Here is a 24,950-nt window from a genome sequence, read left to right as displayed (position 1 = left end):
TTTCGCGACTATTTTTTCTGTATCCAGTTTCCCAATGCTTCCTGTAGTGCTGAAGCTGCCAGATGCGCGCAGTGGGTTTTGTCTTCGGGTAATCCGCCGAGTCTTTCGAGGATGTTTTCCCCACCTATTTCAGAGGCTTCGTCAATGTTTTTGCCCATGCTGAGTTCGCAGGCCATGTCACTGCTGACAATACTTGGCCCGCATCCAGTGGTGAAGAAAGATGCTTCCTTAATGGTATTGTTTTCTATTTTGAGAAATATTTTGATGATATCGCCGCAGGTTCCCCGCATTTCCCCTATGCTGTCCGGGTTTTCCATGGTCCGGGCGTAGGTCGGGTTGTGCCAGCGGGAGGTTTCCTCCCCGAACATGTCGTGGGCTGCGTCATCGCACTGCTGCTGAATATCGGAAAGCAGACTATCAAGATTATCGGTCATAATAAAACTCCTTGTTGATATAAGGCGTGCAGAGGTTGGCCCAAGGCGTAAAAAAATGCAATCAAACTTTTTACTGTTTTTTAGCTTCAGACATTAATATTGTAATTAAACAGGATTTATTGTTGAATAAAAAGAAGTCGGGGATTTTATCCCGCAGTTTTTAAGCAATGGATTTTTTTGATGGAATTAAGACAGCTGAGATATTTTATTGCCGTGGCCGAGGAATTGCATTTTGGTCGTGCGGCTCGCAGGGTGCATATTGCCCAGCCTCCTTTTTCGCAGCAGATAAAAGGCCTTGAGGAAGAACTCGGAGCCCGTCTTCTGGAGCGCAACAGTCGTAAAGTACGGCTCACAAATGAAGGACGCTATTTCTACAAGCAGGCTATGGACATTGTGGCTCAGGCCGAAGAGGCTGCTGCAACTGTGGGGCGGATGTCCAAGGGGGAATACGGCAACATAAAGGTTGGATTCATGGAGATTGCCATGGACAGCCTTTTGCCGGAAGCGGTGCGTTCTTTCAGCCACAGATATCCCGGTGTTTCTGTGCGCCTCAGCCAGTTCGGCGCTTCAATTCAGCTAGAGAGAATCCGGTCCGGTGAATTGGATGTGGGGTTTTCAACTGTTTACCTTCATGCCATGGAAGGCTTATCGTCAGTAAAACTTTTTTCCAGAAAACATGTTCTTGCTGTGCCGGAAGATCATATCTTTACCGCTGAAAAAAGCGTATCATTGGCTGAAGTTGCACGGGAGAACCTGCTCCTGTTTCCCCGCAGCGGGCAGCCGGACCTTTACGATGCTATCATGAAAGCCTTTACCTCACGGGGGCTGTTGCCCAAGGTGAATCAGGAAATTTCCGGCCTTTCCGGTGCTTCCGCCTTGATATCGTCAGGCATGGGGGTGACTTTTCTCCCGGAGAACAGCAGGGTTTCACGCAAGGGAATTGCCATGGTTCCCATCAGTGACGAATTTCCCTGCATGGACATCTATATGGTCTGGAACAGGGAGGATTACTCCAATACGGCTGGAGTTTTTATGGAATGGGTTGCGGATTATTTTTCGGTATCAAGATCATTTGCCGGGAAAGTTAGCGGTCAGTAGTTTTTAGGATTGGTAAATGACTGATATATTGGATGGACTTGAAATTTCATGGATTCCTTCAATCACCGAAGTTGACCGGGATGAGTGGGATCGGCTTGCCAAGGGATTAAATTTTCCTTTCCTTGAGTGGGATTGGCTGCGCCTTATTGAGCAGAGCCGGAGCGCAACTCCTGAAAGCGGTTGGCTAACGGCTCATCTGCTTGTGCGTTACGAGGGACGGCTTGTGGGAGCTGCTCCTCTATTTGTCCGCGATCAGAGTGAAGGGGAGTTTATTTTTGACCGGGTCTGGGCTGAAGTGGCTCAGAAAGGGGGCATGGCCTATTATCCTAAGATTGTGGGTATGAGTCCCTATACCCCGGCATCCGGTTATCGGTTTATGATTGCCCCGGATATTTCAGCTCAAAGGGTTACCGGCTTGATCTGCCAGACTCTTGACCGCTTTTGCTCTATTAACGGTCTGGGTAGTTGTGCTTTTAATTTTGTGGACCCTGATTGGGCTGTTGAAATGGAAGCTTACGGATACGCTGCATGGAAGCATCAGGGATATGTCTGGCTTAACAATGATTACCGGAATTTCGACCATTGGTTGGACACCCTGAACAGCAACAGGCGTAAAACTGTCCGCCGTGAGCGCAAGGCCTTGCACCGTGATAATGTCAGGGTGCAGACATTGACCGGATATGAAATTCCGGACCGCTATTTTGATCTTATGTATCACTGCTATGAATCTACCAATGATAAGTTCGGGGTTTGGAGCTGCAAATACCTTACTCCTGATTTTTTCGAGGGTCTGAAGCAGAATATGCGGGAAAATCTGATGTTTACTGTAGCCCTTCGGGGTAATGATCCTGATCCGCTGGCCCTCTCAATGTTTGTCTTTTCCGGGGATCAGCTCTGGGGCAGATATTGGGGCTGTTTTGAGGAAGTCCGCTTCCTCCATTTTGAACTTTGTTATTACGCTCCCATTGAATGGGCCGTGTCCAACGGTATAAACAACTATGATCCGGGCATGGGCGGTGAGCACAAAGCCAGACGCGGTTTTTTCTCTACTCCTTCGTACAGCCTGCACAAGTTCACCGATCCGTCCATGGACCTGACCTTCAAGACTTATATTCAGGAAGTGAATAACCTTGAAAATGGCTATATCAGCGAGATGAATGATCTGATGCCCGTAGGCCGAATGGATATGGGCAAGGACAGTAATTAGCCCCGCCGGGTAAGCAGGAATTCTCGTACATTTTCATTCTTGCGCGAAACTTCATCATATCCTTCGAAATGGTGGTCGGTGTCATATGAAATGATTTCGGCTCCGGCCTTTCTGAGTATTGATTTCATTATGTTCTGGTCCAGCAGTTCGTCCTGTTCTCCTATCAGAGCCAGTACTTCCCCATTGTGGACTCCCTTTTCCACAATGCCTTTTTTCAGTTCTCTTTCCACCATTGCAAAACGGTCCACATGTTCCTGTGAAATGAGGATGCTGTCACCGTTGGAGAATTCATATACTTCTCCCAGACGGTTGCGTACCAGAGCTGCCGGAGTCAATGCCGGATTGATTAGCAAAGCCGGGATTGAGTGGCGAAAATGCATGATTAGCGAGTAAAGGCCGCCCATGGAAGACCCCTGCATAATCAAAGGACGGTTTTTGTTTTCCATGACAATTGATTCTATTATTTCAATTGATTCCAGTGGGTCTGGGGGGAGATCCGGGCTGATCAGCTCATGCTCGGGAAAGTTTTCAGTAAGTGCTGCGGCTTTTGAGTTCGCGCCTGAGGATCCGAATCCATGTATGTTGAGGAAAATGTTTTTCATATCAGTAAGATTGAGGTATGTTGATTGCCAATTGTTATAAAATAACCTGCTGAAACTACAATATTCACTATCTAAATGTGCGGTTCAGGTAAAGGAGTTGCTGGTGAAGAAAGAGCATCCGGGAATTGTTTTTTTTAGCGGGGGGACGGCCCTTAACGGTTTGGCCTCTGAACTTGCAAAAGTAAACCCCGAATGTGCCTATATTATAACCACTTTTGACTCCGGAGGCAGTTCCGCTGCCTTGCGGGAAGTATTCGACATGCCAGCGGTGGGGGATGTTCGCAATCGCTTGCTTGCTCTGGCGGATACGGACAGCCCGGATAAAGCAAGAATTGTTGAATTGCTCGGAACCCGCCTTCCTCGTTATGCAGACAGAACAGCTCTTAACGGACAGCTTTCGCATCTCGCCAATGGTTCTCATTCCCTCATGGACGGTTTTTCTGAAATTGTTCGCAAAATACTTGCAGACCGCTTTGCTCTTTTTATCGAACTTGCAGGAGACAAGTTTGATCCGGTTAATGCCAGTCTCGGCAATGTCCTGCTTGCGGCTGGATTCATGGCCCACCAGCGGATATTGGCTCCGCCTATCGCTCAGCTTTCTCATCTTATAGGTGTCCGGGGGATTGTCCGGGCTTCTACCGTTGATAATGGGCATCTGGCTGTGCGGCTGGTGAACGGGGAAATTTTGGCCGGGCAGCATCTGTTTACAGGCAAGGAAGTTGATCCGATATCCTCACCCATTGACGGTATGTGGATCTGTTCCGGGGTGGATGACCCATGGCCGCGTCCTGTGCATGCTTCATCGCTGGCAATAAATCTGGTTCATGGTGCGGATTTGATTGTTTACCCTATGGGGAGTTTCTATTCCAGCACGCTGGCCGCCCTGTCTCCGCAAGGGTTGGGAGAGGCTGTTTCTCAGAATCCCTGCTCGAAAATTTTCATCCCCAATATGGGCTTTGACCCGGAACTGATCGGGCATAATATTAATTTGCAGGTGGATAGGCTGCTTGAAATTTTGCGTATGGATAATTCCGCATATATCAGTTCGGAAGCAGTGCTAAATTATGTTCTCATTGATTCTGAAAACGGTACCTATCAGGAAAAGCCGGATATTTCTGCTTTGGAAAAACTTCCTTTGAAAGTAATTGACCGCAGGCTTGTTTCAGATGAATCTGATGGTCTGATTGATTCGCGACTGCTGGCTTCGGTTCTTATGGAGTTGGTGGGGCAAAAAAGTGATATCAGGAAATAATAAGCAAAGGATTTTTTTATGTATATAGGTGCCCATATGCCCATAATCGGTGGTGTGGACAAGGCCGTGGAGAGGATCATGTCTGTGGGTGGAACCGCTCTCCAGATATTTACCCGCAACCAACGTCAGTGGAAGGTGAAACCGCTTGAAGATAAGGTCGTAGAAAATTTTAAGAAACTCAGGGCAGAGTGGGGCAATTATCCCGTCAGTGTCCATGATTCCTATCTCATTAATCTTGCTTCTCCTAAACCTGACAGTGTGGATAAATCAGTAAAGGCTTTTGCTCAGGAACTGCGCCGAACTGAGACTCTGGGTATTGAATATTTGGTGACTCATCCCGGTTCTCACCTCGGTTCAGGCAAGGTGGAAGCCCTTGAACGATACGTAGCAAATCTTGATCAGGCCATTGCCCTTTCGGAAACTGAGGAGGTGAAGGTACTTATTGAGAATACTGCCGGGCAGGGGACAAATTTAGGTAGCAGGTTCGGTGAGCTGGCTACAATTCTGGAAGATTCCGGTTACACTTCGCGTATGGGAGTATGTTTTGATACCTGCCATGCTTTTGCCGCCGGATACGACCTGCGTACCGCTGAATCATGTGCAGAGGTTTTTGAGCGTTTTGACGAGTTGATCGGTCTTGATTTCATCCGTTTTTTTCATCTTAATGACAGCAAACAGGAGTTGGGTTCCAATAAAGACCGTCACGAGCACATCGGGAAGGGAAATATAGGTCTCGAGGGGTTCAGATATATTATTAACGATTCCCGTTTTTCCACTGTACCCAAGGTAATTGAGACCCCGAAAGAAGATGATCCGGATTTCAAATTTGATAAAATGAATATTGAACTTTTGCGCTCCCTGCACAGTTAGCAGGGGCGAGGGGAGGATATTGCGGCTGGCCGGAAGACTGTCTCCAAACCGTCTTTCCCGCCGGAATATCGAGTTCTAAAGGTTTTCGAGGCAGTTTTTGAGGGTGGAAACACCGCATGAGTGGAACATATGCAGGGGGATCTGCTTGGCTTTGGTGTATTTTACGATGTCTTTTTTGGCTGCATGGGAAATCTGGTTAGTAAAGATGATTACGTGGTCTGCGTTGCCAAGTTTTGAAGATACCTTATTTTCTTTTCCGGTGAACACTTTGAGTTTAACGCCTTTTTTCTTGGCTGAAACAATGTAATCTCGCTTAAGTCTGTCCATTCCGCCTATGAGAGCTGCACACATGATTGCCTCCATGTTTTTAAGTATTAAATATTTTATAGTGAAAATGATTCTCACTGTCAAGTGAGTGTTTGTTTTTTTATAAAATTATGAGAAAATAGTTCTAAGTGTGCTAAGATCGGTAAAATATTTAAAGCTACAGTGTCAGTTTCGGGTATGGACTCAGGTGTCATTCAGTCAATAAATTTCAGTATTGGTTAGTTCTTAATAATTATCCGCATGGAAACGTCTGATCTGATGAAAAAAAACGGGACCAATCATAAGCCGGGTTACGGCTACAGCCTTCTGCTTATATGTGCCATTGTCATATTTACAGGATTTGTAGGTCTTACGTTATGGACCGGGTACACTTCGCAATTGCAGGTAAGGAATACTGCACGCGAATTGTTTGTGGGGGAATCCGCTAAAAGGTCCATGGCTGTAAGTTTTTATTTTTCCAAAAGGGTTTCCGAGCTGGGCAGTGTGGCTGACAGCACGCCTGTGCGTTCATTGGTTAACTCGTTGGATGCTCACGGGCCAGAAGGATTGGCGAAAACCCCTGATCTGCTCGGGGATGTGTGCGCTTTGCTTGGCCGTAATCTTTCCCAGTGGACAGTTAGGGACGAGTTTGTTTTTTCCAGAATTGCAGTACTTGATGAAGAGGGATATGTGCTGCTGGATTCCGATACGGAATGTGTTTTTGCTGAAGAAAAGAAGGACATTGCAAGGTTTAGAGTTCGGCATGGTTCCCCTGCTTTTTTTGCTGGAGAATATGGTGGAGAATTGTCCATTGTTGTCAGCGTTCCTGTGGATGCTTCGCAAGGCATAAAGGGGTCTGTTGTCGGCTGGACCAGAATAGATAGTCTGCACCGAAGCCTGAGGGCTATGACAATCTCTCCTTCTGTGGGGACCGATTTTCTGCGCGTGGGTAGTACTGTGGTTGCTGTTTCGGATGTCTCTGCGCATCAGAGTGGTGAACTTTTGCTTATGGATGTCCTGCGTGAATGGGATGGCCTGACTGTGCTTGAGGCTGGTAAGTCTGGCCGGGAAGTTGATTACTTGGCTATTTCGTCTCCGGTCCAGGGAACTTCGCTGAGCGTAATCAGTCTGGTGGAGGAGGAAAGGCTTTTCGGTTTCCTCAGCATCAGGATGCAGTTTCTGTTGTCCGTATTTATTTTTCTACTGATTTCTTTTGGCTGTTTCTGGCTGATCAAGGGAGTGTTGGGGCGTAAAATTTATGAAGCCCGCACGCAGGAGGCCGCCAGAAGAATAGATGAAGTCAACAAGCAGAAGGAGAAGGTTGAGCAGGAGATTAAGAATCGTCATCTTGCCGATGCCTTGCGTAGAAGAGCAGAAATTAAGTTTCGCGATATTTTTGATAACGCCCCCATGGGAATTTTTCAGGTCACGTTGGACGGAAGGTTTCTGACAGCCAATAAAGCACTTGCTGAATTGTACGGTTATGCGAGTAGCGATGAACTTATTTCAGAAGTATCCAGTGTCAGTGATCAGATCTACGCAAACAGCCAGGACTGGGAGCGTGGAGTGCAGATGTTGCGCTTTGCCGGGCAGGTGGCTTCGTATGAAATTGAGTGTAGGCATAAGGGCGGGGGTACAGTCTGGACATCAAGAGACTTGAGGCTGGTCGAGTCTGAGCCGGGCATGCCTTCTTATGTTGAAGGGTTCGTCATAGATATTACCGCCCGTAAAAAAGCTGAAGCAGAACAGCAAAAAAGTGAGTGGCGATTCCGTTCCCTTTTTGAAAATTCTCCGGTGGCCCTTTGGGAACTGGATATGAGTCAGCTCAAAGCTCTTTTCGATTCTTACGGGCCGGAAATGATTCCGGTCATTCGTGAGGACCGGCTGGCTGACTATAAATCAGTGCGCCGTTGTGTGGATCTTATCAGGATCATTGACGCTAATAACCGGACTATTGAATTTTTTGGAACAGGGTCCCGCGAAGAACTGATCAGGGATGGTTTTTCTCCTTATATCACACATCATTCATGGCGAGTTTTCCGTACGGTTTTTCTTGATTTGCTGAAAGGGGCAGAGAGGCACCGTAGTGAGTTCAGTTTTCTCCGGCTGGATGGCAAGAATCAGTTTTTTATACTTAACCTGACAATTATCCCGGGGGCTGAGGAGTCGTGGGAGCGGGTTTTAGTTGCGGTTGAAGATATTTCCGAGTTGAAAAGGGTTGAGAAGGAATTAAGAAGCAGCAGGGAAGAGGCGCAAGAAGCCAATGAGGCTAAGGGGCGCTTTCTGGCTAACATGACTCACGAATTCCGGACGCCCATGAATGCGGTTAAGGGGATGGTTCAATTACTCCAGCGTTCTGAATTGACTCAGGAGCAGCAGGAGAATTTGCGTTTGGTCAAGTCCTCTGTGGACAGTCTGTTGGTCATTGTTAACGATATTCTTGATTTTTCGAAGCTTGATTCCGTGCACATGGAGCTTAATGAAGAAAATTTAGATCTTCCGGCCTTTCTGCGGGAGATGAGGGATGTTGTAGACATCGGTGCCATGAACAAGCCCTTAAAAGTTGTGCTTGAGGCGGAAAATGTGCCTGACTGCGTACGGGTGGACGGTCTAAGACTGCGGCAGGTTCTTGTTAACCTGCTTGGAAACGGGGTAAAATTTACTGATGAAGGTTCCGTTACCTTGCGTTGCAGGCCGCAACAGCAATCTTTTCAGAGCGAGAAGACCCACCTTCTTTTTGAAGTCTCCGATACTGGAATAGGATTGCCGGAAAACGCAATGGAATCCTTGTTTGAATCCTTTGTGCAGGCTGACCCAAGTATTACCAGAAAATATGGTGGAACCGGGCTTGGGTTGGCAATTTGTTACAAGCTTGTAAAACATCTGGGTGGGGAACTTTCAGCACGTAATAATGAGATGGGCGGGGCTTTGTTTTCTTTTGTCCTGCCTGTGGAAATTTGCACGGATCATCGTCAGTCGCAGGAAATTCAGGACAGTCCTGAAGAAAAGGTCGTTTCCGTGGATTATTCAGGCATAAAAGTGCTGGTGGCTGAAGACAGCAAAATGAATCGTATCCTGCTGCGTAAGGTTTTTGAAAAGAACGGGCTTGTAAATTATGTGATGGTTGAAAACGGCAAAGACGCCGTGGATACTTTTATTGAATCAGATGATTTTGATATAATTTTTATGGATATCCAGATGCCGATCCTGGATGGCTTTGAAGCTGCCCGTGCAATCCGCAAAACCCACTCCCCGGTCAGGATAGTGGCCCTCACAGCCAACGTGGGCGATGATTTTATGGAAAGATGCATTGAGAGCGGCATGGATTCCCGGATTACCAAGCCGTTTAATGTTGATGATCTTCTGGCTGAGCTTGCAAGGGTTGTTACTGCTTAGTCGAAGAATAAAAAATGGTTGGATACTTTTTCTATTTTTGAGCAAATTTATTTTATTCAGGGTGTTGAGCTTGTCTTTGTGTGGTCCGATATTTCTTGAACGGTTTTGATTACAATGGTAATTCCCTAGTCGTGGCGTATGAAAAAATAGTAATCCGCTTTTCAGGCGAGTTGTAATGTTAAAGGCTCTTGCACATAAAAAATATAATTATCTACGTGTGGCCCCTTTACCCCATTTTGTTCTGGGACTTTGTATCGGCATGGTCGTGACTCTTGCGTGGCTTGCTGCGGAGTTTTACCGTGATGGACACAGCTGGGGCTTTATTACTTCAGCGGCTATTGCCATGAGCTGGGTGACCGGGGCTTTTTTTTCCGTGGCGGATATCATCAGCCGTTACCGTGAATACCTGCGCATCCGCAAAATGCTTGTCGATAAAGGGTTCAGCGATAAGATTTTCAAGGCTGTGGCCACCTCAAGATGTCAGCGCGATGCTGCTCTTTGGGCCGCACGGCAGGCTGGGTACGGCTGTCTGGCCAAAAAGGTCTATCATCGATTGGGCTACCGCTGGTATCACCTCATGCCCGACATGCTGGTCCGCAATCCTTTCCGGCTTTTTACCCCCAAATTTCTGCGCACGGCCTTTAAGCCCGGTAAGCGCGTTAATGATGAAAAGTAAAAAATACCCCCATCTTCCATGAAAGATGGGGGTATTTTTTTAATGCGTATTCGGACGGGCGCGGAAGATGAATTTTCCGTCCTGCTCTTCTGCTACTGCTTTATGTCGTGGCGGGATATTGCGATATTTAACTGCCGGATGTCCGAGGAACAATGCTCCGTGAGCCATGTGTCCTTCCGGGATACCTAGGTGGCTTAGCACCTTTGCGCTGTAAACCGCAGCCAGAATTACATATCCGGCCCAGCAGGTTCCGTACCCTTTGGCGTGAGCTGTCAGTTCAAGGGTGTTGGTGGCGATTATTGTGTCCGCCTGCGGAGTAATGCCCATTTTGGGTGCCCATGCAACTGCAATTGCCGGAGCGTTGCGGCAGATGGCGTCATTTCCTTTTTTCCAGGCATTGACCAATCCTGCAAGAAAGAGTTTGTCAGCCAGTGGATTTTTTTGCTTCACCATTTCTTCCATCCATTCGACAACGACTTCCCCCAGTTCATGGACCTTTTCCGGGGTATCTAGGACGGTCCATGAAACTGGCTGGGCATTGTGTCCGGAAGGGGCGTAGGCTGCGATGTTAATCAGTTCGCCGATTTCCTGCGCACTGACATTTTTTTTCTTGAATTTACGTACCGAGCGGCGGGTTTTGATCAGTGTTTCAACAGCGGCTGGTTCAGGTTGGTCGCTTTTGCTGAAGGGAGTTGCCTGCTTATCTTTAAATGCCGTCAGGGTGATGGCTCCAGTGGGACAGACGGCCATACAGTGACCGCAGTTTATACAGTAATTGATTTTTTTGGGATGTACTGTGGGAACCTGTCCTCTTTCTTTCACAGTGAGGACTGAGAGAGGGCATTCATGTACGCAAAGCTGGTCTGCTTTGCAAAGCTTGGGATCAATTATAACTGGTAACATTTTATATCCTGTAGTTGGGTGTGTTAATCAGGAGTTCGGGAAAAGGTAAGCATTGTTTGCCGTTTGACCAGAGCATGAGAAAGCCCCGGCTGTTTAGTCGGGGCTTGGTGGATTATGAGAGGAGTCGCTTTGCTCCAGCAGTGAGCAGCAGGCCAGCTGCCACTAGCATCCATGTGGCGGGAATTGGTACTGGTGCAGGAACAGACTCAAGGAAACCCATTTTTCCGTTGGCATGCAGGTTCTTGTGTCCTTCGTATCCAAAGTGTCCGAAGCGGATCTTCTTGGGCTCGAATTCTACATAGAAAGCGTTATCAATGCTCTGCATTCCGGCCAGTGAGGTGTAGTCGAAGACGGATTCAGCGGTCAGGGGAGTGTATTCATTGAATCCCTGCATTCCTTTTCCGGCGTAGAAGCGGACAGTGATGCTGTGGTCAATGTGTGAGTCAATATCACCGATGGTGAAAGTATCGGTGACTTGCAGGTCCTTGAGACCAATGGAGCCGAGATAATAGTTATTGCCGAGCTTCCACGTCTTGCCCTTGTTTTCCATCACGAATCTGAAGCTGGACCCGTGGGCAACGGTTGCAAAGATGAGCATTGCAGCCGCTAGAACAATGACAAATAAAGCTTTCATAGTCGTGAACTTCATTTGGCCCTCCTGCGGCTGTGCAATTAAGTTGGGCTTAACAAAAACATACACCTTCCTACTTATAAGGTAAGGGGGCGGGGGTGAAAGTCAATGAAGGGGGCATGCTAGGTCAGTGAAAGCAGGGCCTGCGAGAGAAGTTCCGGGTCCAGATAGGGAGTGCTTTCATCGCTGACGAGTTCGCAGTCAATTACCTGAATGCCGAGTTTGTTTATCTCTTTTTTATCAACACCGCCGGGATAGATTCCGTTTACCGAGTCCACAAGGACGAAATTGAGTACATCGCTTATGGCGATGTTGTCAGGGTCATCCTTGCGCAGGTAGCAGATAAGCTTATTGATCTGATCCGTAAGCGAGTGGCCTTTCAGTTCCGGGTCGGTACCGGTGTTGGGAGTGAAAACTTTAGGACACCTGCTGTCGCTGATGGCATTTCCGATCCCTTTGGGCAGCAGATTGGCCACTACACTGGAATAGAAGCTTCCCAAGGGATAGCAGATAAGCTCTGCGCTGTTGATCAGCTTTTTCATTTTATTGGGGATCTGGACCGTGCACGGGGTGGAGTCACCCAGTTTTTCGGCCAGCCAGAGTTTTTTGATGCCGGAGCCGATGGGGGAGGCTTCCTTTCCGGTAAGCCGATGCTGTCCGACCACGAAAGTGCCGTCTTCAAGTTCGGCTGCCAGATGAATATCCAGATTTACAGTAGCCCGTACAATACCGCGCACCTCAACCAGCTTGGAAAAGATATAAAGCACCGGGTCGATATGACGGCGGTTGCTGATGTATCCGGCGGTGAGGATTATATTTCCGATGCTGGCCCCGCGCAGGTTGAAATCATCCATAATGTCGGCAAATTTTATAAAATGATTGCGGATTATTTTGCGCATGGGGGCCGGGATATCGCGCACCAGCGGATGTCGGCATTCCATCATTTCTTCAAATTCAGCGAGTAATTCACTTTCGTCAGCATCTTTGGGCAGTCTGTAGGAGAAAAGTTTATATATTTCAGGGTTGCCAAGTACGGACTGGTCCGCAAGGGCCATGAGTCTGTTACGGATATCCCCCACAGCCAGCATTTTGAACTGATTACGGATAACCGCGGAGCTGCCCCCGGAATCAAAGGGGGTGATGACGTGGATGGAGTTATGGGTGTACTGGGTCAGTACGGACGAAGTTTTTTTAAGGGCGGTCCCACCACTGAAAAAGAGGATTCGGGGGCCGAGGTCCGGGGTTCTCCGGTAGCGTTCCAGCTTCATCGGGTCCGGCACCCTTACTTCGCGTTCGATTTTAATGCGCATTCTCTTCCTGTAATTTTTATTGCCTCCGGCGGTTGGGGAAGGGGAAACTCTTGCAAGAGTTTCCCCTTCAGAAACTTTTAGTATGCTTCGCATCTATCGCGTTAAAGCGACCTTCGAATATACAGATGGCGAAGCCTTATTAAAAGTTTTTGAAGAGTCCAGAGAAACTTTTTTCAAAAAGTTTCTCTGGCCCCCGGCAGGGCTGCCGGAGGCTTATTTAATGATTAAATACTGCCTTCTTTCATAAATTTGAGGCAGGCATCGGCAGCTTTATCAAAGTCCACGCCACCGCTGATTTCAATGAGAGTTGTCTTTGACAGAAAATCAGCATAGGCGTCAACTCCCGGCGTACTCGTTTTTTCAGCAGAATCGGGAAGGTAAAATAGTCCCGGCTCCTTCATGAATGCGGGGAGCAGGTCTTTGCGCTCTTTGGGATCAATAATTTTGACTACGGATTCGGAATTATCGCGCTGCCAGTTGAGGATAACCAGCCCGTTCATGGGGGCCTTGAGTACGAATTTATTTTTACCGTAGCATTCATCGATGAGGGCATCGTATTTGTGCTCAAGTTCCCAGAGTTCTTCCTTGGGCATGGATAGAAAATATTCCTTGTCCTCGGGAGCTACGATGCAGGAAAGGTCCGGGTTGTTCAGTGCGGTGCCGGGATTGATGCGTGGTTGTTTGGCAACTCCGTACATGGTTAGGGAATTACCTTTGTCTTCAACCATTACGCGGTCATTGCTGACAAAAGTTGTTCCCCGGCTCATGAGGTGCAGGGCAAGGGTGGATTTACCCATACCGGAAAAACCAGCCAGAGCGATGCCGCGACCATTGGTAATTACCCCGGCAGCATGTCCGAGAAAGCAGCCTTTTTTGAGTTTGTATTCAATGAAACGGTTGTTGATGAAGTTGATGAGTTGACTGGAGTTTTCAATGCAGGGACCGATGGCAATATTCACGCCTCCGCCGAAAATGAAGATCATGCCGGTCAGTCTTTTGTAAACTACGCGCCCGTCGGAAAGGTTGCAGAATTCTTCCTTGATCTTGGTTTTGCCCGGTTCAGGCTGCTTTATGGTATACTCTAGGCCGAGGTCCGCTTTGGGGCATTCATGGGCAGTGATCAGAATGTCGCTTTTGTCTGTGCCAGCCAGAAATTCTTTGAAGTAGTTCTTCAGGTTGGACAGTAGCTTGGAATTGTTTACCCTTGTCTCAATTACGCAGCCGCCGAGGTCGAGGAACAGGGACTCTGTGGCCGGAAATTCGTTGCGGTATTTTTCAACAATTGCGGATTTAGTGATTGAGGTCCGGCTCATTCTCCTTCCACCTTTTTGATTACATAGTCTACGTAATGGGCAGCAGCATGAATGCCTCTTGCATCGAGCAGGCCGCGGAAACCTCCGAAGGCCGAGACTTCAAAAACATAGGGACCGTCGGGAGTTATGGCTACGTCCACACAGGTGAAATCAAGATTGAATATGGCCTGTGCTTTCTGGGCGAGGTCGATGATTTCCTGCGGGGGATCTATGGGGGCGTATTTGCCGCCGTTGACCGTGGTGGTGTTCCATGAATCAGTAGTCTTGCAGCGGGCGTAAGTGGTAAGGTATTCGCCGCCGAGAAAGACAATGCCAAGATCACTGTTATTGAGGTCAATGGTCTTCTGGATGTACATTGTGCTGTACTTCTTGTGATAATCCTCAATGACCTTGCGGGCGTCCGGGCCGGGTTTCAGTACGAACATGCCCCGGGCCTTGGTGCTGTACAGGGGCTTGAAGACAGCTTCGCCGTATTCTTCCACAGCAGCGAGAGCATGGTCCACGTCTTCAGTTATGGTGGTCGGAGGCATAGGGATGCCGCCCAGTTGCAGGGATATGGTGCAAGTGAGGCGGTCCAGCACGCGCAGGATGGAGTAGGGGGATGAGAAAATTTTCACCCCGCGCCCTTCAAGCATACGCAGCATTTCAAGACGGTCCAGCAGGTCCGGGGAGTATTTCTTGCCGATTTTCTTGATTATCAGCGCATCATAAGTGGAGAGATCATGTCCTTCCACCATGGCCCGCCCGGAAGGCAGATCGAGCCGCACATCCTGCATCTCAAAAATCATTTTTTCCTGACCGGTCTTGGCAGCTACAGCCTCAGCCAGCTGTTCGGACGACCACGCGTCTTTGAGTCCTATTACGCCTATTTTCATAGTCAGCACCTTTTTTGCTTCTTAGTAATGAAGGATGTCTTCCGGCAGAACAAAGTGATCCCACTTTCCGTTGTAGCGGTTCACCTTTTCCAGCAGGAACATGGATCGGTTGAACATTTCCTTGGCAAAGGTGTAATTGAATTCAAAGCGGGTGGATGTGTAGAAGGAACGGGACAATGCCAGCGCAAGGCGGGCCTGCCATGTCTCATCGTTATTTTCCTGAGCGAATTCTTCAGTAAAGTTGTACATACGGGATATTACCGCGTTGATCTTGTTTCTGATGGGCCGTTCGAAAACAGGCATGCGGAAACCGGAAACAAGGAAAACCGAAAGATCCTGAATGTAGTCGAAATCACGGGAGCGATGCAGGTCAATGAATCTGACTCTTTCGTCTTCATTGCTGTATACCACGTTGTTGCAATTGAAATCTCCGTGGATGAATACGGTGAACGGTGCCGGGAGCAACTTTTCAATAGCCATACACTCGTCGATCAACTCTTCAGTGGATATGACTTTAGCATTTTCCATCTGGTGGTCATTGCGGTGGAATTCCGGGTGGACCTGCAATACGCCGTTCTGACGGGATTTGAGCTGGTCCATGAAGGTGGTCGGGGCCGGAGCATCTTTCTTGGTGCTGGACCAGACATGGCGCAAGGTCTGCTCAAGGGTGAACTGGGCATTTTCAAGATCGGCATCGTCCGAAGTCAGGATCATGGTATCAAGCGTACAGCCGGGCAGAAATTCAACCAGCATGGAACCTTTATTTTCATCTTTGGTTTCATGGAAACCGAAGATTTCTGGAACCATACCCGGAAAACGCTTATTCCACTGTTCGAGGCTGGTTCGTTCCAATCTGATTTTGTCGAGGTTTCCTTCCTTGTAAATACTTCCCTGTGCCACCGGGGGGGCCTGTTCCTTATCCTTGGTTTGGACATGTCCGATGCGGCAGCCGGAGCGTGATCCCCAGATGCCCTGAAAGTCGATGTCCGAGAATGATCCGTCGTACCCGGAAACACTTAAAGTCTGTTGCAGGGATTCAAACTGCTCAATTTTGATGCGCTCACCGAGAATGGAAAAGATGATAGCTTCCCCGATGTTGAGCAGGGAATCACCGATTCTTTCCAGATAACGGAATATAAAGAGGCAGGTAACAAGGTCGGGAATGTTTTTACCGCTGCCCATTTCAGCCATGATACGGTTGAAATTGTCTTTGTATAATGAATCCAGCCTGTTTTCAGACTTACAGATTTCAAGGGCCAGAGGCATATCTTCCGAGCTGAATCCGTTTGCTATTTTTGCGGTGCTCTCTTCAATAATATCAAAAGCTTCGGCGCACTCGTAGCGGTTAACGTAGCCTTTGTCCTCAAGGTAAGCCATCTGGTTGACGATGTTTACGCAATGGTCGCCAATACGCTCCAGATTGACCGAGGAAAGCTGAATGGCTCTGATCTTGTTCAGCAGCTTGGGATCAAGGTCAATGGAACTGTTGATGCGGGAATAGGACTTGTTTTCGATAACTGTTTTCAGGTTATCAATGTAGTCGTCGCGCGAGGTTATCTTGCGGAACAGGGAACGGGAGGGCGAAGCCACGAATTCCCGGGTAGCCTTAAGCTGATTCAAGACCTCAAGGATGAGGAATTTAAAATTTTCGTCCAATCCTTCGAATGTAAGCATGTGTCTGTATCTATCTTTTATGGTTTTATTAGCGTGGAGTGTTAATTGGCCATTCTTGCTTTATATTCAGCTATTACCGAAGATCTGTCGATCCCGGCAACAATGAGCTTCTTGCGAATATTCAGGTCGTCCCATGCGGGTTGCAGGCCGATCTCGCGGGCCGCCTTGGCATGGTCCTGAGTCTCCAGAGGTTTGGTTTTTTCACTCATGTGGCAATCGTCGCCCATGAAGATAAGCAATTCCTTGCTTCCGGCGGGGCGGGAATCGTTTTGTTCATTGACCACGGAAATGAGAAATTCTGTGTAACGCTGGGATTGCGGATTCCAGGCCTCAATGCCGTCCACATCATACTTTGCCAGCAGGATGGGCCAGAACTCTTCCGGGTGGGGGATAACCACGCAGCCGCCCAAAGAACGCGCTTCCTCGATCACTTCAGTGGCCCGGTAGAAGAATTTGAGTGAGAAGTCGGCTTTGACCAGTTTTTTGACTTCCTTGATGTAAGCTTGAATACGGTTGATCAGGGTATCGCCATATTTGGGGCGCATGGCGTCAAAGTAATTCTTGAGTAATTTATTTTTGATGGAATCTTTGGGCACGCTGGACCATTCTTCATCAAGCATGGTCTGGATTTTGGTCACGTAGACCCGGACCATTTCTACGAGATCCTCATCCGCGCCAGTGGCTTTGGCTGCTTTTTCCACCCGGGCTTCAATGGGTTTGGTGATGCTGTCCATGTATTCGAAAAGCTGAGAGGAGCGGTATTTAAAAGTGTGGGCCAGCATGGACTTGAGTACATGGGCCTCTCTTACCTTTTCATTTTCAAAGTGGAGGAGCAGCTGAACTTTTTGATTAAAGCCGCTGGCGTAACAATCCACCTCCACTCCGGTGTAGTCCCCGTAACTCATGAGCACATTGTGCTGGGTGGGGATCATCAGCTTATCGTGCACGTTAGGAAACATCTTTTCCACGCGCTGGGAGATGTACTTGAAGGGCACGAATTCCGGGTGCCAGTGCACGGCCAGTAAATTTTCCTGTCTGCGGTAAATCCTAGTGGGAGTTACTATCTGCTCGATCTGCCAGTCAGCAAGATCGGTGGAAATGACTTCACGAAACAGTTGTCGGTCTTCATCAGATATTTCAGGGGAAACTTTTACTGCCGCAGGGCAGGATGCTGCGCTATTCATTATGACCTCTTATTTGTACCGGGAATGGCAGTGGGCGGTGATGCTGTTGATTTCGTCACAGGCTTTGTGGGCGGCTTCTACATCTGACTCATCGCACGCCTGCTGGAATTTCTCGCATGCTGCCATGTATTCGTTGTAGTATTCGTCGCCGTAGCCCTCAAAGCTGACCATAAGCCGGGAATCAGCTATGAACTCTTCCACTACTTCCGGCGGAGGCAAGGTTCCCGCATGCACGGATTTAAAAATAATCTTGAAGGATGCCTTCATCTGTTTTTTGAGATTTTTGAATTTAGGTTTACTGCTGTCTGGTTCCGCAGGAGTCGCCACCTCTGATTCGGGACACTCGTCTTTTGCCATGTGCGCAGACATGGGTTTGGCTGTGACTTTCACGGCAGTGTGTCCGAACTCATTGCGGATGTTGATTTTCAGCTTTTTGAACCCTTCGATCATCACAAGGTAGGCGTCGTCTTCCGAAGCCTCGCCTTCAAGGGCGTCTGCGATTTTACGCAGGAAAGCCGGAAGTTCTCCGGGCTCAATATATTTTTCAATTTTGCTTTTTTTGGCCATTCGTATCTCCTGATCCGCAGCTAAATTTAGAATGGATATGCTAAGTGTTGAATTTAAAGGAGCTACATAAATTTTTCTGAATAAGTATCGCGAAACTATGCAAAGTTTGCAACTTTTTGGTTGAATTGTATTTTTTTGCGGAGCTAAAACAGAAAAGACCCGCCGCTATATGACATAGCCGCGGGTCCTAAAAATTATTTGCAGAAGCTTAATCTTCAGCAATGGCAAGCTCTTCAAGATTCTTTCCTGTTTCCTGCTCAATGGCGGTCTTGATGCGCAGGGCGGTTTCTTTGCACTGTTTCAGTTTTGCCAGCAGCTGTTCATCGGAACAGGATTCGATCTTATGGTCATACATATATATAACCGTGACCATCTGGTCGCCTTTGACCAGTTTATCGGCAATAAAGACGATCTCTTTTTCCGTGACCGGAAGATCGCCGGAATAATCCAGTTCATTATGAGCAGCCACAATGTCTGCAACTTCATCATAGCCGTTCTCGCGTATAATTGCCGCTCCGGCAGCAGCATGGTCCGGTTTACCTTTGGCAATGTCATGCAGCAGGGCAGCAGCCGTAATCAGGGCTAGATTGGGCCCCCGGTCACGCAGCCATTTTAAATCGCGCCCGATGCGGCGGGCAACATCGCGCACCATTCGGGAGTGGATAATAGTCGCTTCCGGGGTATTGTTGGAGGCGAGGAGGGTTTCGCATTGTTCTGGGGTTGGGATCATTTCTGTTTCCTTTATTATGTTATGCTAAATTGTAATTTTACAAGTCATTCCACACCACCCCATACCGCGTACTCCTACCCCCACTATTGCTCTTAACCAACACCCCCACATCAACAAGATATTTCAAGTCGCGAGTTGCTGTAGCAGGTCCGCACTTGGCGATGCTGACGTAATTCTTGTTGGAAAGTCCACCAACAAATCCGTCCGGTCCGGCATCTAGGAGCTTATTGATTACTTTGCGTTGGCGCTCATTCAGCTGGGTGGTGGCGTGTTTTTTCCAGAAATCGGCCTTCGTTAAAGTATGGGCGATGATGGTCTGCGAATTGAGGATTGCTTTTTCGAGCATGTCTATGAACCAGAGCAGCCATGGGGTGATATCTCCATCTCCTTTCTGGGTCTGCTCAAGGATTGTGTAATACCCTTTGCGGTTACCGGCTATCTGGGCTGAGAGTGAGTAGGCGCGCCTTGATGTTTTTTCATCCTGCGCCATGGCTTGGTCGGTGATTATTCTGGCTAGCCTGCCATTGCCATCATCAAAAGGGTGGATGGTCACAAAGCGGAAATGGGCAATTGCCGCGCGGATGATGCCGTCTTGATCTCCGGGGGTATTGAACCAGTCCATGAAGGCGGACATCTCCTTTTCGAGCCTTTCAGCCGGAGGTGCTTCGTAGTGGACTTTCTGCTTGCCCGGTCTGCCGGAAATGACTTGCATTGTTCCGTCTTTGTCTGATCTCCATGCCCCGGTAGTGATGGGGGTGATTCCTGAATATCCCGAAGGGAACAGGGCTGCGTGCCATGCGAAGAGACGTTCATTGCTGAGTTTACCTGTATGAACCTGCGTGGCATCCAGAAGAATTTCCACCAGATTGTCTTCGTAACGTCCGACCTTGGGTATGCCTGCGTCTTCGAGTCCCAGCTTGCGGGCAACTGACGAACGTACCGATTGCGGGTCGAGTTTCAGCCCTTCAATTTCGCTGGTGCGTATTACTTCTGATTCCAGCAGGGAGGCTTCCGCTTCAATGATGAAGTTTTCATCAAGCGTACTGATTCTGCTGAGCAGTTCACCCTGCTTGCGCCTGCAAATACTGAGGCGGGGGAGCAGGACTTGGGCATCAAATTTAAGCTCGGGCCAGTGTGGCGATTGCCATATGTATTTTGTCATGAGGTGAATATCCGGGTTATTCTAATCAAAACGTGATTAGAATATGGAAGATAATCTGATCAAAGGCAAGCAAAAACCTCACTCCCCAACCCGCCCCTTATAAAACTCAATAAAATTCCGCACCAGCGGGGTCATGCGCTCTGGATTCCAGACCATGCCTATCTCGAAGGGATGCAGCTCAATTTCAAGCGGTTTTAGGGCGATGCCGTCCGGGATGGTTCCGGCGGAATCGCTGTTGAGGACCGTCCAACCCAGCCCGGCGGCTACGAAGACGTTTCCGGTGTGCTTGCGTTCGTATTGCATGCCTATTTTAAGCTCCAGCCCTGTCTCGCTGAACATGCGCTGCATCTCTTTTACGCGCATGCGGCAGTATGAGTCCGTGCTGCATATGTAGGGCAGCTGTGCGAGGTCTTTGAGGCTTAGAACGTCCTTCTGGGCGAGAGGGTGGCTTGCGGGGATTGCCGCGCATGAGGTGGACCTGTGCACGATCATGCTTTCAAGCCCGTGCAGGTCGACCAGCTTCATGGTCACAAAGCCCACGTGACGCGTTCCTTCTTTTACCGCATTGACCTGAAAATAGGTGTTCTCATCATGAAGGCTGACATCTACATCCGGGTAATCCTTGATGAAATCCCTCATGATTTCCGGGAATGCCGAGGACAGGGCCAGATAGATGAAGCTTATCTTGAGCTTGCCCGCTGTTCCGTCTCCCATGGCTTGCAGAGTTGTTTTGGAGCGGTCCATGATCGCCAGCATCTCTTTGGCTTCCTGAAGGAAGTAGCAGCCTTCTTCGGTTAGTTCCACTTTGCGGTTTGTGCGCTTGAAGAGGATCACTCCCAGTTCTTCTTCTATGTTCTGGATCTGCCTGCTGAGTGGCGGCTGTTGGATATGCAATTTTTCCGCAGCCTTTCCGAAATGAAGCTCCTCGGCAACAGCTTTAAAATAGCGAAGTTGGCGCATACGCATGATGATACCTTTTTGATATTAAAACGAGGTTAAATGGTATTGGATTCGTATTATACCTTGTCGTAACTTAAATCAAACACAAGTTGGAGGTACTCAAAATGTACGGATTGTATTTTTCAGGTTTTACTCGTCGGAGTGCTGTTGCGGCAATGTTTGTACTGTTTGTTTTGGTCTTGATGGCGGAACCTTCTTCAGCCGGGATGCTGGTGGCGGAAGGTAAGCGCAGTCACTACATCGCCAAACAGGAGGAGGGCATCGTTTATGTTGTCTACGGTGATGGAGAGTGGGTTCGTTTCGCGGACGGATTCGGGTATATTAGCGGCTTGGCCTTGTGTCCTGATGATTCACTCTATGTGCTGTCCAGATCGCAGCAGCGGATAATCAAGGTCGGTCCTGATGGCAGGATTGTGGCTGTCAGGAAACTCAGTGTGGTCCCGGAAACGATTTATGTTGACCGGGACGGGGAGGTGAAGTTTGTCCAGCGTAACGGAGTTGTCGTGGGGATTAATTAGGCTGTCCGGGCTGGAAAGCAAAAAAGGATTGAATCTTTCGATTCAATCCTTTTTTTTGAAAAGTGGCGTCCCCAGGGGGATTTGAACCCCCGTCGCCGGCGTGAAAGGCCGGTGTCCTGGGCCAGGCTAGACGATGGGGACGCATTTTAAATATGCACCTGCTTCAGTGGCCTGAATCACTTTTTACGAAGCCGGTTTTATATAAAGACTTGGCTGGCAAGTCGTTTTTACTAGATGGCGTCCCCAGGGGGATTTGAACCCCCGTCGCCGGCGTGAAAGGCCGGTGTCCTGGGCCAGGCTAGACGATGGGGACGCATCTAAAATATGTACCTGCTTCAGTGGCCTGAATCACTTTTACGAAGCTGGATTTTATGGGACGACCAGTCTGGCTGGTTGGTCGTTTTTACTGATGGCGTCCCCAGGGGGATTTGAACCCCCGTCGCCGGCGTGAAAGGCCGGTGTCCTGGGCCAGGCTAGACGATGGGGACGCATCTGTATATAAAGACCCGCTTCAGTAGCCTGATACTTTTGAAGCGGGTAAAATTTTTGCTGGCTGGGACACAAGGACTCGAACCTTGATTAACGGAACCAGAACCCGTCGTCCTGCCGATTGAACGATGTCCCAGCAGCGAGAGAACCTTTTATGTAGAATTAAGATTACTGTCAACTAGAAAGTAAATCTTTTTTGAAAAAAGTGAAGAGGGGAAGGTTGATTACTTCCCCGCCAAACAAACCGCATACTGAAAAAATCCCCTCTTAGTAATCGCTTTGTCGATCTTTAAAGCTTGGGTAAGCAGCGGGGAATCCTCATCAATGTTAACCAGTATATCGTTCAGTGCGGTGTGATAAATGGTTCCGCCTGTGGGGATAATTTTGGGGTCTGGAAGCAGTTCTTCCAGCGCGGGGATGATTGAAGCTGAGTCGGCAGCTTCAGACGGGTCGGCGGCGATCATTTGTTTTAGGGAAGGTCTTTCAACTCTGCGTGGGAATTTTCCTCCCAGCGGGTTGATGAAAATTTCATCGGGGAGATTTTTTCTGAAAAAGTTGATCTGCTCCAATTCCGCATCCGACCATTGGAACCGTGAACTTCCCACAAAGTCATTCATGTAGAATACACCGCCCGGACGCAGGCAGTCGTATGTCCGTGCAATGGCATCGCGGGCATTGAACATGTGGTGCAGGGAATTATCCCAGTGGATAAGGTCGAATTCTCTTGGCTGTGTTTCAAAAAAATCTTTATTGATGATGGTGACTCGCTCGCCAAAGCCAGCGCTTTCAAATCTCTGCTTGGCAAGCTCGCAATTCTTTTTGCTCAGTTCGTAGAGATAGAAATGATCAACCAACCCTTGCTTCACAAACTCAAGCTCTTTATGCGCTCCACCACAGCCTATTGAAAGGGCTTCTCCAAACGATCTACCTTGGAGCATTTCTTTAAGTAGAGACATGGGGCCTTGGCTTACCCCGGCCAAGGGGGGGCCGCAAATAATGCTGTTGATGTGGGAAATGATTTTTTCAGATTTCCACCATCGATCACGAAGAGGATTAGAATTTGCCCGTCTTTCGTCCCAGTGCTGGCCGATAGCTTTATGGATTTGTTCTTTGCTCATATTTTGCCCAGTAGAAGTGAGGGGTGATTTTCATGAATTGCATGAACAAATTTGCGCTGTCAACTTTGAGGTAATTCATTGGTAAGGGTAGTGGGAAGAGATTGGAAGCAAGGTTTCTTTTTAGGCTTCAAATACGAAAAAGCCCGATTCTTGCGAATCGGGCTTAGAAATTTCGTGGCGTCCCCAGGGGGATTTGAACCCCCGTCGCCGGCGTGAAAGGCCGGTGTCCTGGGCCAGGCTAGACGATGGGGACGCATCTTGAATATGTACCTGCTTCACGTTGGCCTAAAATCAAAGTGTGAAGCCGGATTTTTGGGTCAGACTTGTTCTGGCAGTTCAAGTCTTAATTTGAGTTGGCGTCCCCAGGGGGATTTGAACCCCCGTCGCCGGCGTGAAAGGCCGGTGTCCTGGGCCAGGCTAGACGATGGGGACGCATCTCAAAAATATGTTGTTGTTGGCTGGGACACAAGGACTCGAACCTTGATTAACGGAACCAGAACCCGTCGTCCTGCCGATTGAACGATGTCCCAGCAACGAGAAGAGTGTTTATTTGGAATGACTCTTCTTGTCAACAACTATTTTCGGAATACTTGGAATGTTCCGAAAATAAAATTATTACAGAGCTCTAGCAAGCGCGCGAGTCTGCTTTTTCATTCTGTTGATTCTGCGACGAAGCTGGCTGCGCTTTTCGCGACCATCAACAGCTTTTTTCTCGATACGCATTTCTCTCATCTTTCTTTTGATAGAGATAATCTGATCTTTGTAAGGAGAGACTGCGCCTTCTTCGTCTTCAATTCCAAGGTATTCCTTGATGTTGGAGATGATGGTCTCTTTGTCCATACCGGAAGCACCAGCGATCAGGGGCATTTTGTCGATGCAGAGCTGACGCAGGTCCTTGGTGGTCATTTTGTCGAGGGGCTTTTTCAGTTCAAGACTCTCGAGGGTGGGTGTTTCTTCACTCATGTTATCCTCCTTAAGGTGGGCTTTGTGCCCTGAAATATTATGATTTTTCAAAAAGGCGGACGTATTTTAAATAACATCTTCCGACCGCCGATTCTGGATCAAATTTGTCTTTCATCCCGCCTAATTTGCCGGGCTTTTTGATCTTTGCGTCCTTGAACTCAGTACGGTTTAATTCGTACCCGTCCAATGGAACCCTGCCGTTTAGCAGTTCGAACAGCACCTTGTCAAAGACTTCTTTACCAAAAAATGAATTTATTCGTTCAAGAATCTCTGGAGCGAAATATGACAGCTCTTGCGCGGCAACGGAATCCTCGGATGCGAGGATCAGGGTCCGTTTGCGGTGGCCCAGCGGTTTGGCGAATTCGGCAAGCTCGCCCATGAGTTCAGGCCATGCCTTCCAAAGTCTTGGAATCATAAGCTTGTATTCCCCATCCAGATTCGAGACATAGTCACCCATGGCTTCACCCATGTGCCTAGTCTGGCGTTGCCGGGGGTGGAATACCCGCTTGCGGGGACCGTTATATTTTTTCTTTGCTGCCATATTATATGATATACTCGTAATGTTTCTTTGGTGAAGGTTCTTTATACATTAAATCTTATCTTGGCAAAAGCTTTCAGGAGGACATAAGACACCATTCTTTATATTTCTTGCATCTGGCAAATTCTGGACAGTCTGATGGATTTAATCAAATCATATTCTTTTATTGCTTGA

24 protein-coding genes and 7 tRNA genes are annotated in these 24,950 nt (G+C 48.3%); 7 read left to right on the top strand and 24 right to left on the bottom strand.

Annotated elements, in window-relative coordinates:
• Positions 1 to 8: 8 nt before the first annotated feature.
• On the bottom strand, positions 9 to 434 hold the full coding sequence (locus D0S45_15720) for an iron-sulfur cluster assembly scaffold protein (protein ID TIH13236.1): 426 nt from the start codon (positions 432 to 434) through the stop codon (positions 9 to 11).
• 180 nt (positions 435 to 614) lie between these two features.
• Between D0S45_15720 and D0S45_15715 the strand changes: the two genes are divergently transcribed.
• Positions 615 to 1,532: a LysR family transcriptional regulator gene (locus D0S45_15715; GenBank protein ID TIH13235.1), complete on the top strand. Its 918-nt coding sequence runs from the start codon at positions 615 to 617 to the stop codon at positions 1,530 to 1,532.
• A 16-nt stretch (positions 1,533 to 1,548) separates the two neighbouring features.
• Positions 1,549 to 2,739, top strand: a complete 1,191-nt coding sequence (locus tag D0S45_15710) for a GNAT family N-acetyltransferase (GenBank protein TIH13234.1) — start codon at positions 1,549 to 1,551, stop codon at positions 2,737 to 2,739.
• On the opposite strand, the gene D0S45_15705 is transcribed toward D0S45_15710, so the two are convergent.
• A complete protein-coding gene (locus D0S45_15705) occupies positions 2,736 to 3,341 on the bottom strand; it encodes a hypothetical protein (protein ID TIH13233.1) in 606 nt (201 codons plus the stop codon). The genes D0S45_15710 and D0S45_15705 overlap by 4 nt on opposite strands.
• A gap of 103 nt (positions 3,342 to 3,444) precedes the next feature.
• On the opposite strand from D0S45_15705, the gene D0S45_15700 reads away from it, so the two are divergent.
• Entirely contained in the window at positions 3,445 to 4,593 is a 1,149-nt protein-coding gene (locus D0S45_15700) for a GAK system CofD-like protein (protein TIH13232.1), read from the top strand.
• A gap of 18 nt (positions 4,594 to 4,611) precedes the next feature.
• Positions 4,612 to 5,463 (top strand): deoxyribonuclease IV, encoded by an 852-nt coding sequence (locus D0S45_15695; protein TIH13231.1) that lies wholly within the window; start codon positions 4,612 to 4,614, stop codon positions 5,461 to 5,463.
• 75 nt (positions 5,464 to 5,538) lie between these two features.
• Here D0S45_15695 and D0S45_15690 read toward each other — a convergent pair whose 3' ends face one another.
• The gene (locus tag D0S45_15690) at positions 5,539 to 5,814 is read right to left on the bottom strand and encodes a DUF2325 domain-containing protein (GenBank protein ID TIH13230.1); all 276 of its coding nucleotides are present in this window, start codon (positions 5,812 to 5,814) and stop codon (positions 5,539 to 5,541) included.
• A 234-nt stretch (positions 5,815 to 6,048) separates the two neighbouring features.
• On the opposite strand from D0S45_15690, the gene D0S45_15685 reads away from it, so the two are divergent.
• Both D0S45_15685 and D0S45_15680 read left to right on the top strand, forming a co-directional pair.
• Positions 6,049 to 9,165 carry a PAS domain S-box protein gene (locus D0S45_15685; GenBank protein ID TIH13229.1) on the top strand — a complete coding sequence of 1,039 codons (3,117 nt, stop codon included), beginning with the start codon at positions 6,049 to 6,051 and terminating at the stop codon, positions 9,163 to 9,165.
• Between the two features lie 175 nt (positions 9,166 to 9,340).
• Positions 9,341 to 9,841, top strand: a complete 501-nt coding sequence (locus tag D0S45_15680; protein ID TIH13228.1) for a hypothetical protein — start codon at positions 9,341 to 9,343, stop codon at positions 9,839 to 9,841.
• 39 nt (positions 9,842 to 9,880) lie between these two features.
• Here D0S45_15680 and D0S45_15675 read toward each other — a convergent pair whose 3' ends face one another.
• From D0S45_15675 to D0S45_15625, 11 genes are all read right to left on the bottom strand, one after another.
• A complete protein-coding gene (locus tag D0S45_15675; protein TIH13227.1) occupies positions 9,881 to 10,744 on the bottom strand; it encodes a 4Fe-4S dicluster domain-containing protein in 864 nt (287 codons plus the stop codon).
• A gap of 112 nt (positions 10,745 to 10,856) precedes the next feature.
• Entirely contained in the window at positions 10,857 to 11,393 is a 537-nt protein-coding gene (locus D0S45_15670) for a hypothetical protein (protein TIH13226.1), read from the bottom strand.
• A gap of 104 nt (positions 11,394 to 11,497) precedes the next feature.
• Complete coding sequence (locus D0S45_15665; GenBank protein ID TIH13225.1) at positions 11,498 to 12,685, bottom strand: GAK system CofD-like protein; 1,188 nt, start codon at positions 12,683 to 12,685, stop codon at positions 11,498 to 11,500.
• Between the two features lie 224 nt (positions 12,686 to 12,909).
• Positions 12,910 to 13,998, bottom strand: coding sequence for an HprK-related kinase B (locus tag D0S45_15660; protein TIH13224.1), 1,089 nt, complete (start codon positions 13,996 to 13,998; stop codon positions 12,910 to 12,912).
• The gene (locus tag D0S45_15655) at positions 13,995 to 14,873 is read right to left on the bottom strand and encodes a GAK system ATP-grasp enzyme (GenBank protein TIH13223.1); all 879 of its coding nucleotides are present in this window, start codon (positions 14,871 to 14,873) and stop codon (positions 13,995 to 13,997) included. Before D0S45_15655 ends, D0S45_15660 begins: the two co-directional genes overlap by 4 nt.
• Positions 14,874 to 14,894: 21 nt before the next feature.
• Positions 14,895 to 16,547 (bottom strand): PhoU family transcriptional regulator, encoded by a 1,653-nt coding sequence (locus D0S45_15650; protein ID TIH13222.1) that lies wholly within the window; start codon positions 16,545 to 16,547, stop codon positions 14,895 to 14,897.
• A gap of 41 nt (positions 16,548 to 16,588) precedes the next feature.
• Positions 16,589 to 17,731 (bottom strand): hypothetical protein, encoded by a 1,143-nt coding sequence (locus tag D0S45_15645; GenBank protein TIH13221.1) that lies wholly within the window; start codon positions 17,729 to 17,731, stop codon positions 16,589 to 16,591.
• Positions 17,732 to 17,740: 9 nt separating this feature from the next.
• Positions 17,741 to 18,298, bottom strand: a complete 558-nt coding sequence (locus D0S45_15640; protein TIH13220.1) for a GAK system XXXCH domain-containing protein — start codon at positions 18,296 to 18,298, stop codon at positions 17,741 to 17,743.
• Positions 18,299 to 18,506: 208 nt separating this feature from the next.
• Complete coding sequence (locus tag D0S45_15635) at positions 18,507 to 19,028, bottom strand: HD domain-containing protein (protein TIH13219.1); 522 nt, start codon at positions 19,026 to 19,028, stop codon at positions 18,507 to 18,509.
• 37 nt (positions 19,029 to 19,065) lie between these two features.
• On the bottom strand, positions 19,066 to 20,190 hold the full coding sequence (locus D0S45_15630) for a Fic family protein (protein ID TIH13218.1): 1,125 nt from the start codon (positions 20,188 to 20,190) through the stop codon (positions 19,066 to 19,068).
• 78 nt (positions 20,191 to 20,268) lie between these two features.
• Positions 20,269 to 21,156, bottom strand: coding sequence for a LysR family transcriptional regulator (locus tag D0S45_15625; GenBank protein ID TIH13217.1), 888 nt, complete (start codon positions 21,154 to 21,156; stop codon positions 20,269 to 20,271).
• A gap of 98 nt (positions 21,157 to 21,254) precedes the next feature.
• On the opposite strand from D0S45_15625, the gene D0S45_15620 reads away from it, so the two are divergent.
• The gene (locus D0S45_15620; GenBank protein TIH13216.1) at positions 21,255 to 21,668 is read left to right on the top strand and encodes a hypothetical protein; all 414 of its coding nucleotides are present in this window, start codon (positions 21,255 to 21,257) and stop codon (positions 21,666 to 21,668) included.
• A 63-nt stretch (positions 21,669 to 21,731) separates the two neighbouring features.
• Here the strand turns inward: D0S45_15620 and D0S45_15615 are convergent.
• The 10 genes from D0S45_15615 to D0S45_15570 all read right to left on the bottom strand — a co-directional run bounded on the left by D0S45_15615 (position 21,732) and on the right by D0S45_15570 (position 24,779).
• A tRNA-Glu gene (locus tag D0S45_15615) sits at positions 21,732 to 21,809 on the bottom strand.
• A 94-nt stretch (positions 21,810 to 21,903) separates the two neighbouring features.
• A tRNA-Glu gene (locus D0S45_15610) sits at positions 21,904 to 21,981 on the bottom strand.
• 97 nt (positions 21,982 to 22,078) lie between these two features.
• Positions 22,079 to 22,156: transfer RNA gene (locus D0S45_15605), tRNA-Glu, on the bottom strand.
• 62 nt (positions 22,157 to 22,218) lie between these two features.
• Positions 22,219 to 22,293: transfer RNA gene (locus D0S45_15600), tRNA-Gln, on the bottom strand.
• Between the two features lie 88 nt (positions 22,294 to 22,381).
• Positions 22,382 to 23,275, bottom strand: coding sequence for a class I SAM-dependent methyltransferase (locus D0S45_15595; GenBank protein TIH13215.1), 894 nt, complete (start codon positions 23,273 to 23,275; stop codon positions 22,382 to 22,384).
• A gap of 175 nt (positions 23,276 to 23,450) precedes the next feature.
• A tRNA-Glu gene (locus tag D0S45_15590) sits at positions 23,451 to 23,528 on the bottom strand.
• Between the two features lie 101 nt (positions 23,529 to 23,629).
• Positions 23,630 to 23,707 (bottom strand) — tRNA-Glu (locus D0S45_15585).
• A 23-nt stretch (positions 23,708 to 23,730) separates the two neighbouring features.
• Positions 23,731 to 23,805: transfer RNA gene (locus D0S45_15580), tRNA-Gln, on the bottom strand.
• 85 nt (positions 23,806 to 23,890) lie between these two features.
• Positions 23,891 to 24,238 carry a hypothetical protein gene (locus D0S45_15575; GenBank protein ID TIH13214.1) on the bottom strand — a complete coding sequence of 116 codons (348 nt, stop codon included), beginning with the start codon at positions 24,236 to 24,238 and terminating at the stop codon, positions 23,891 to 23,893.
• Between the two features lie 37 nt (positions 24,239 to 24,275).
• The gene (locus D0S45_15570; GenBank protein ID TIH13213.1) at positions 24,276 to 24,779 is read right to left on the bottom strand and encodes a DUF721 domain-containing protein; all 504 of its coding nucleotides are present in this window, start codon (positions 24,777 to 24,779) and stop codon (positions 24,276 to 24,278) included.
• Positions 24,780 to 24,950 lie beyond the last annotated feature (171 nt).

Source organism: Marinifilum sp. JC120 (assembly GCA_004923195.1).
GTDB lineage: Bacteria > Desulfobacterota > Desulfovibrionia > Desulfovibrionales > Desulfovibrionaceae > Maridesulfovibrio.
The sequence above is the reverse complement of the archived record's forward strand: the minus strand, read 5'-3'. Positions and strand labels throughout refer to the sequence as shown.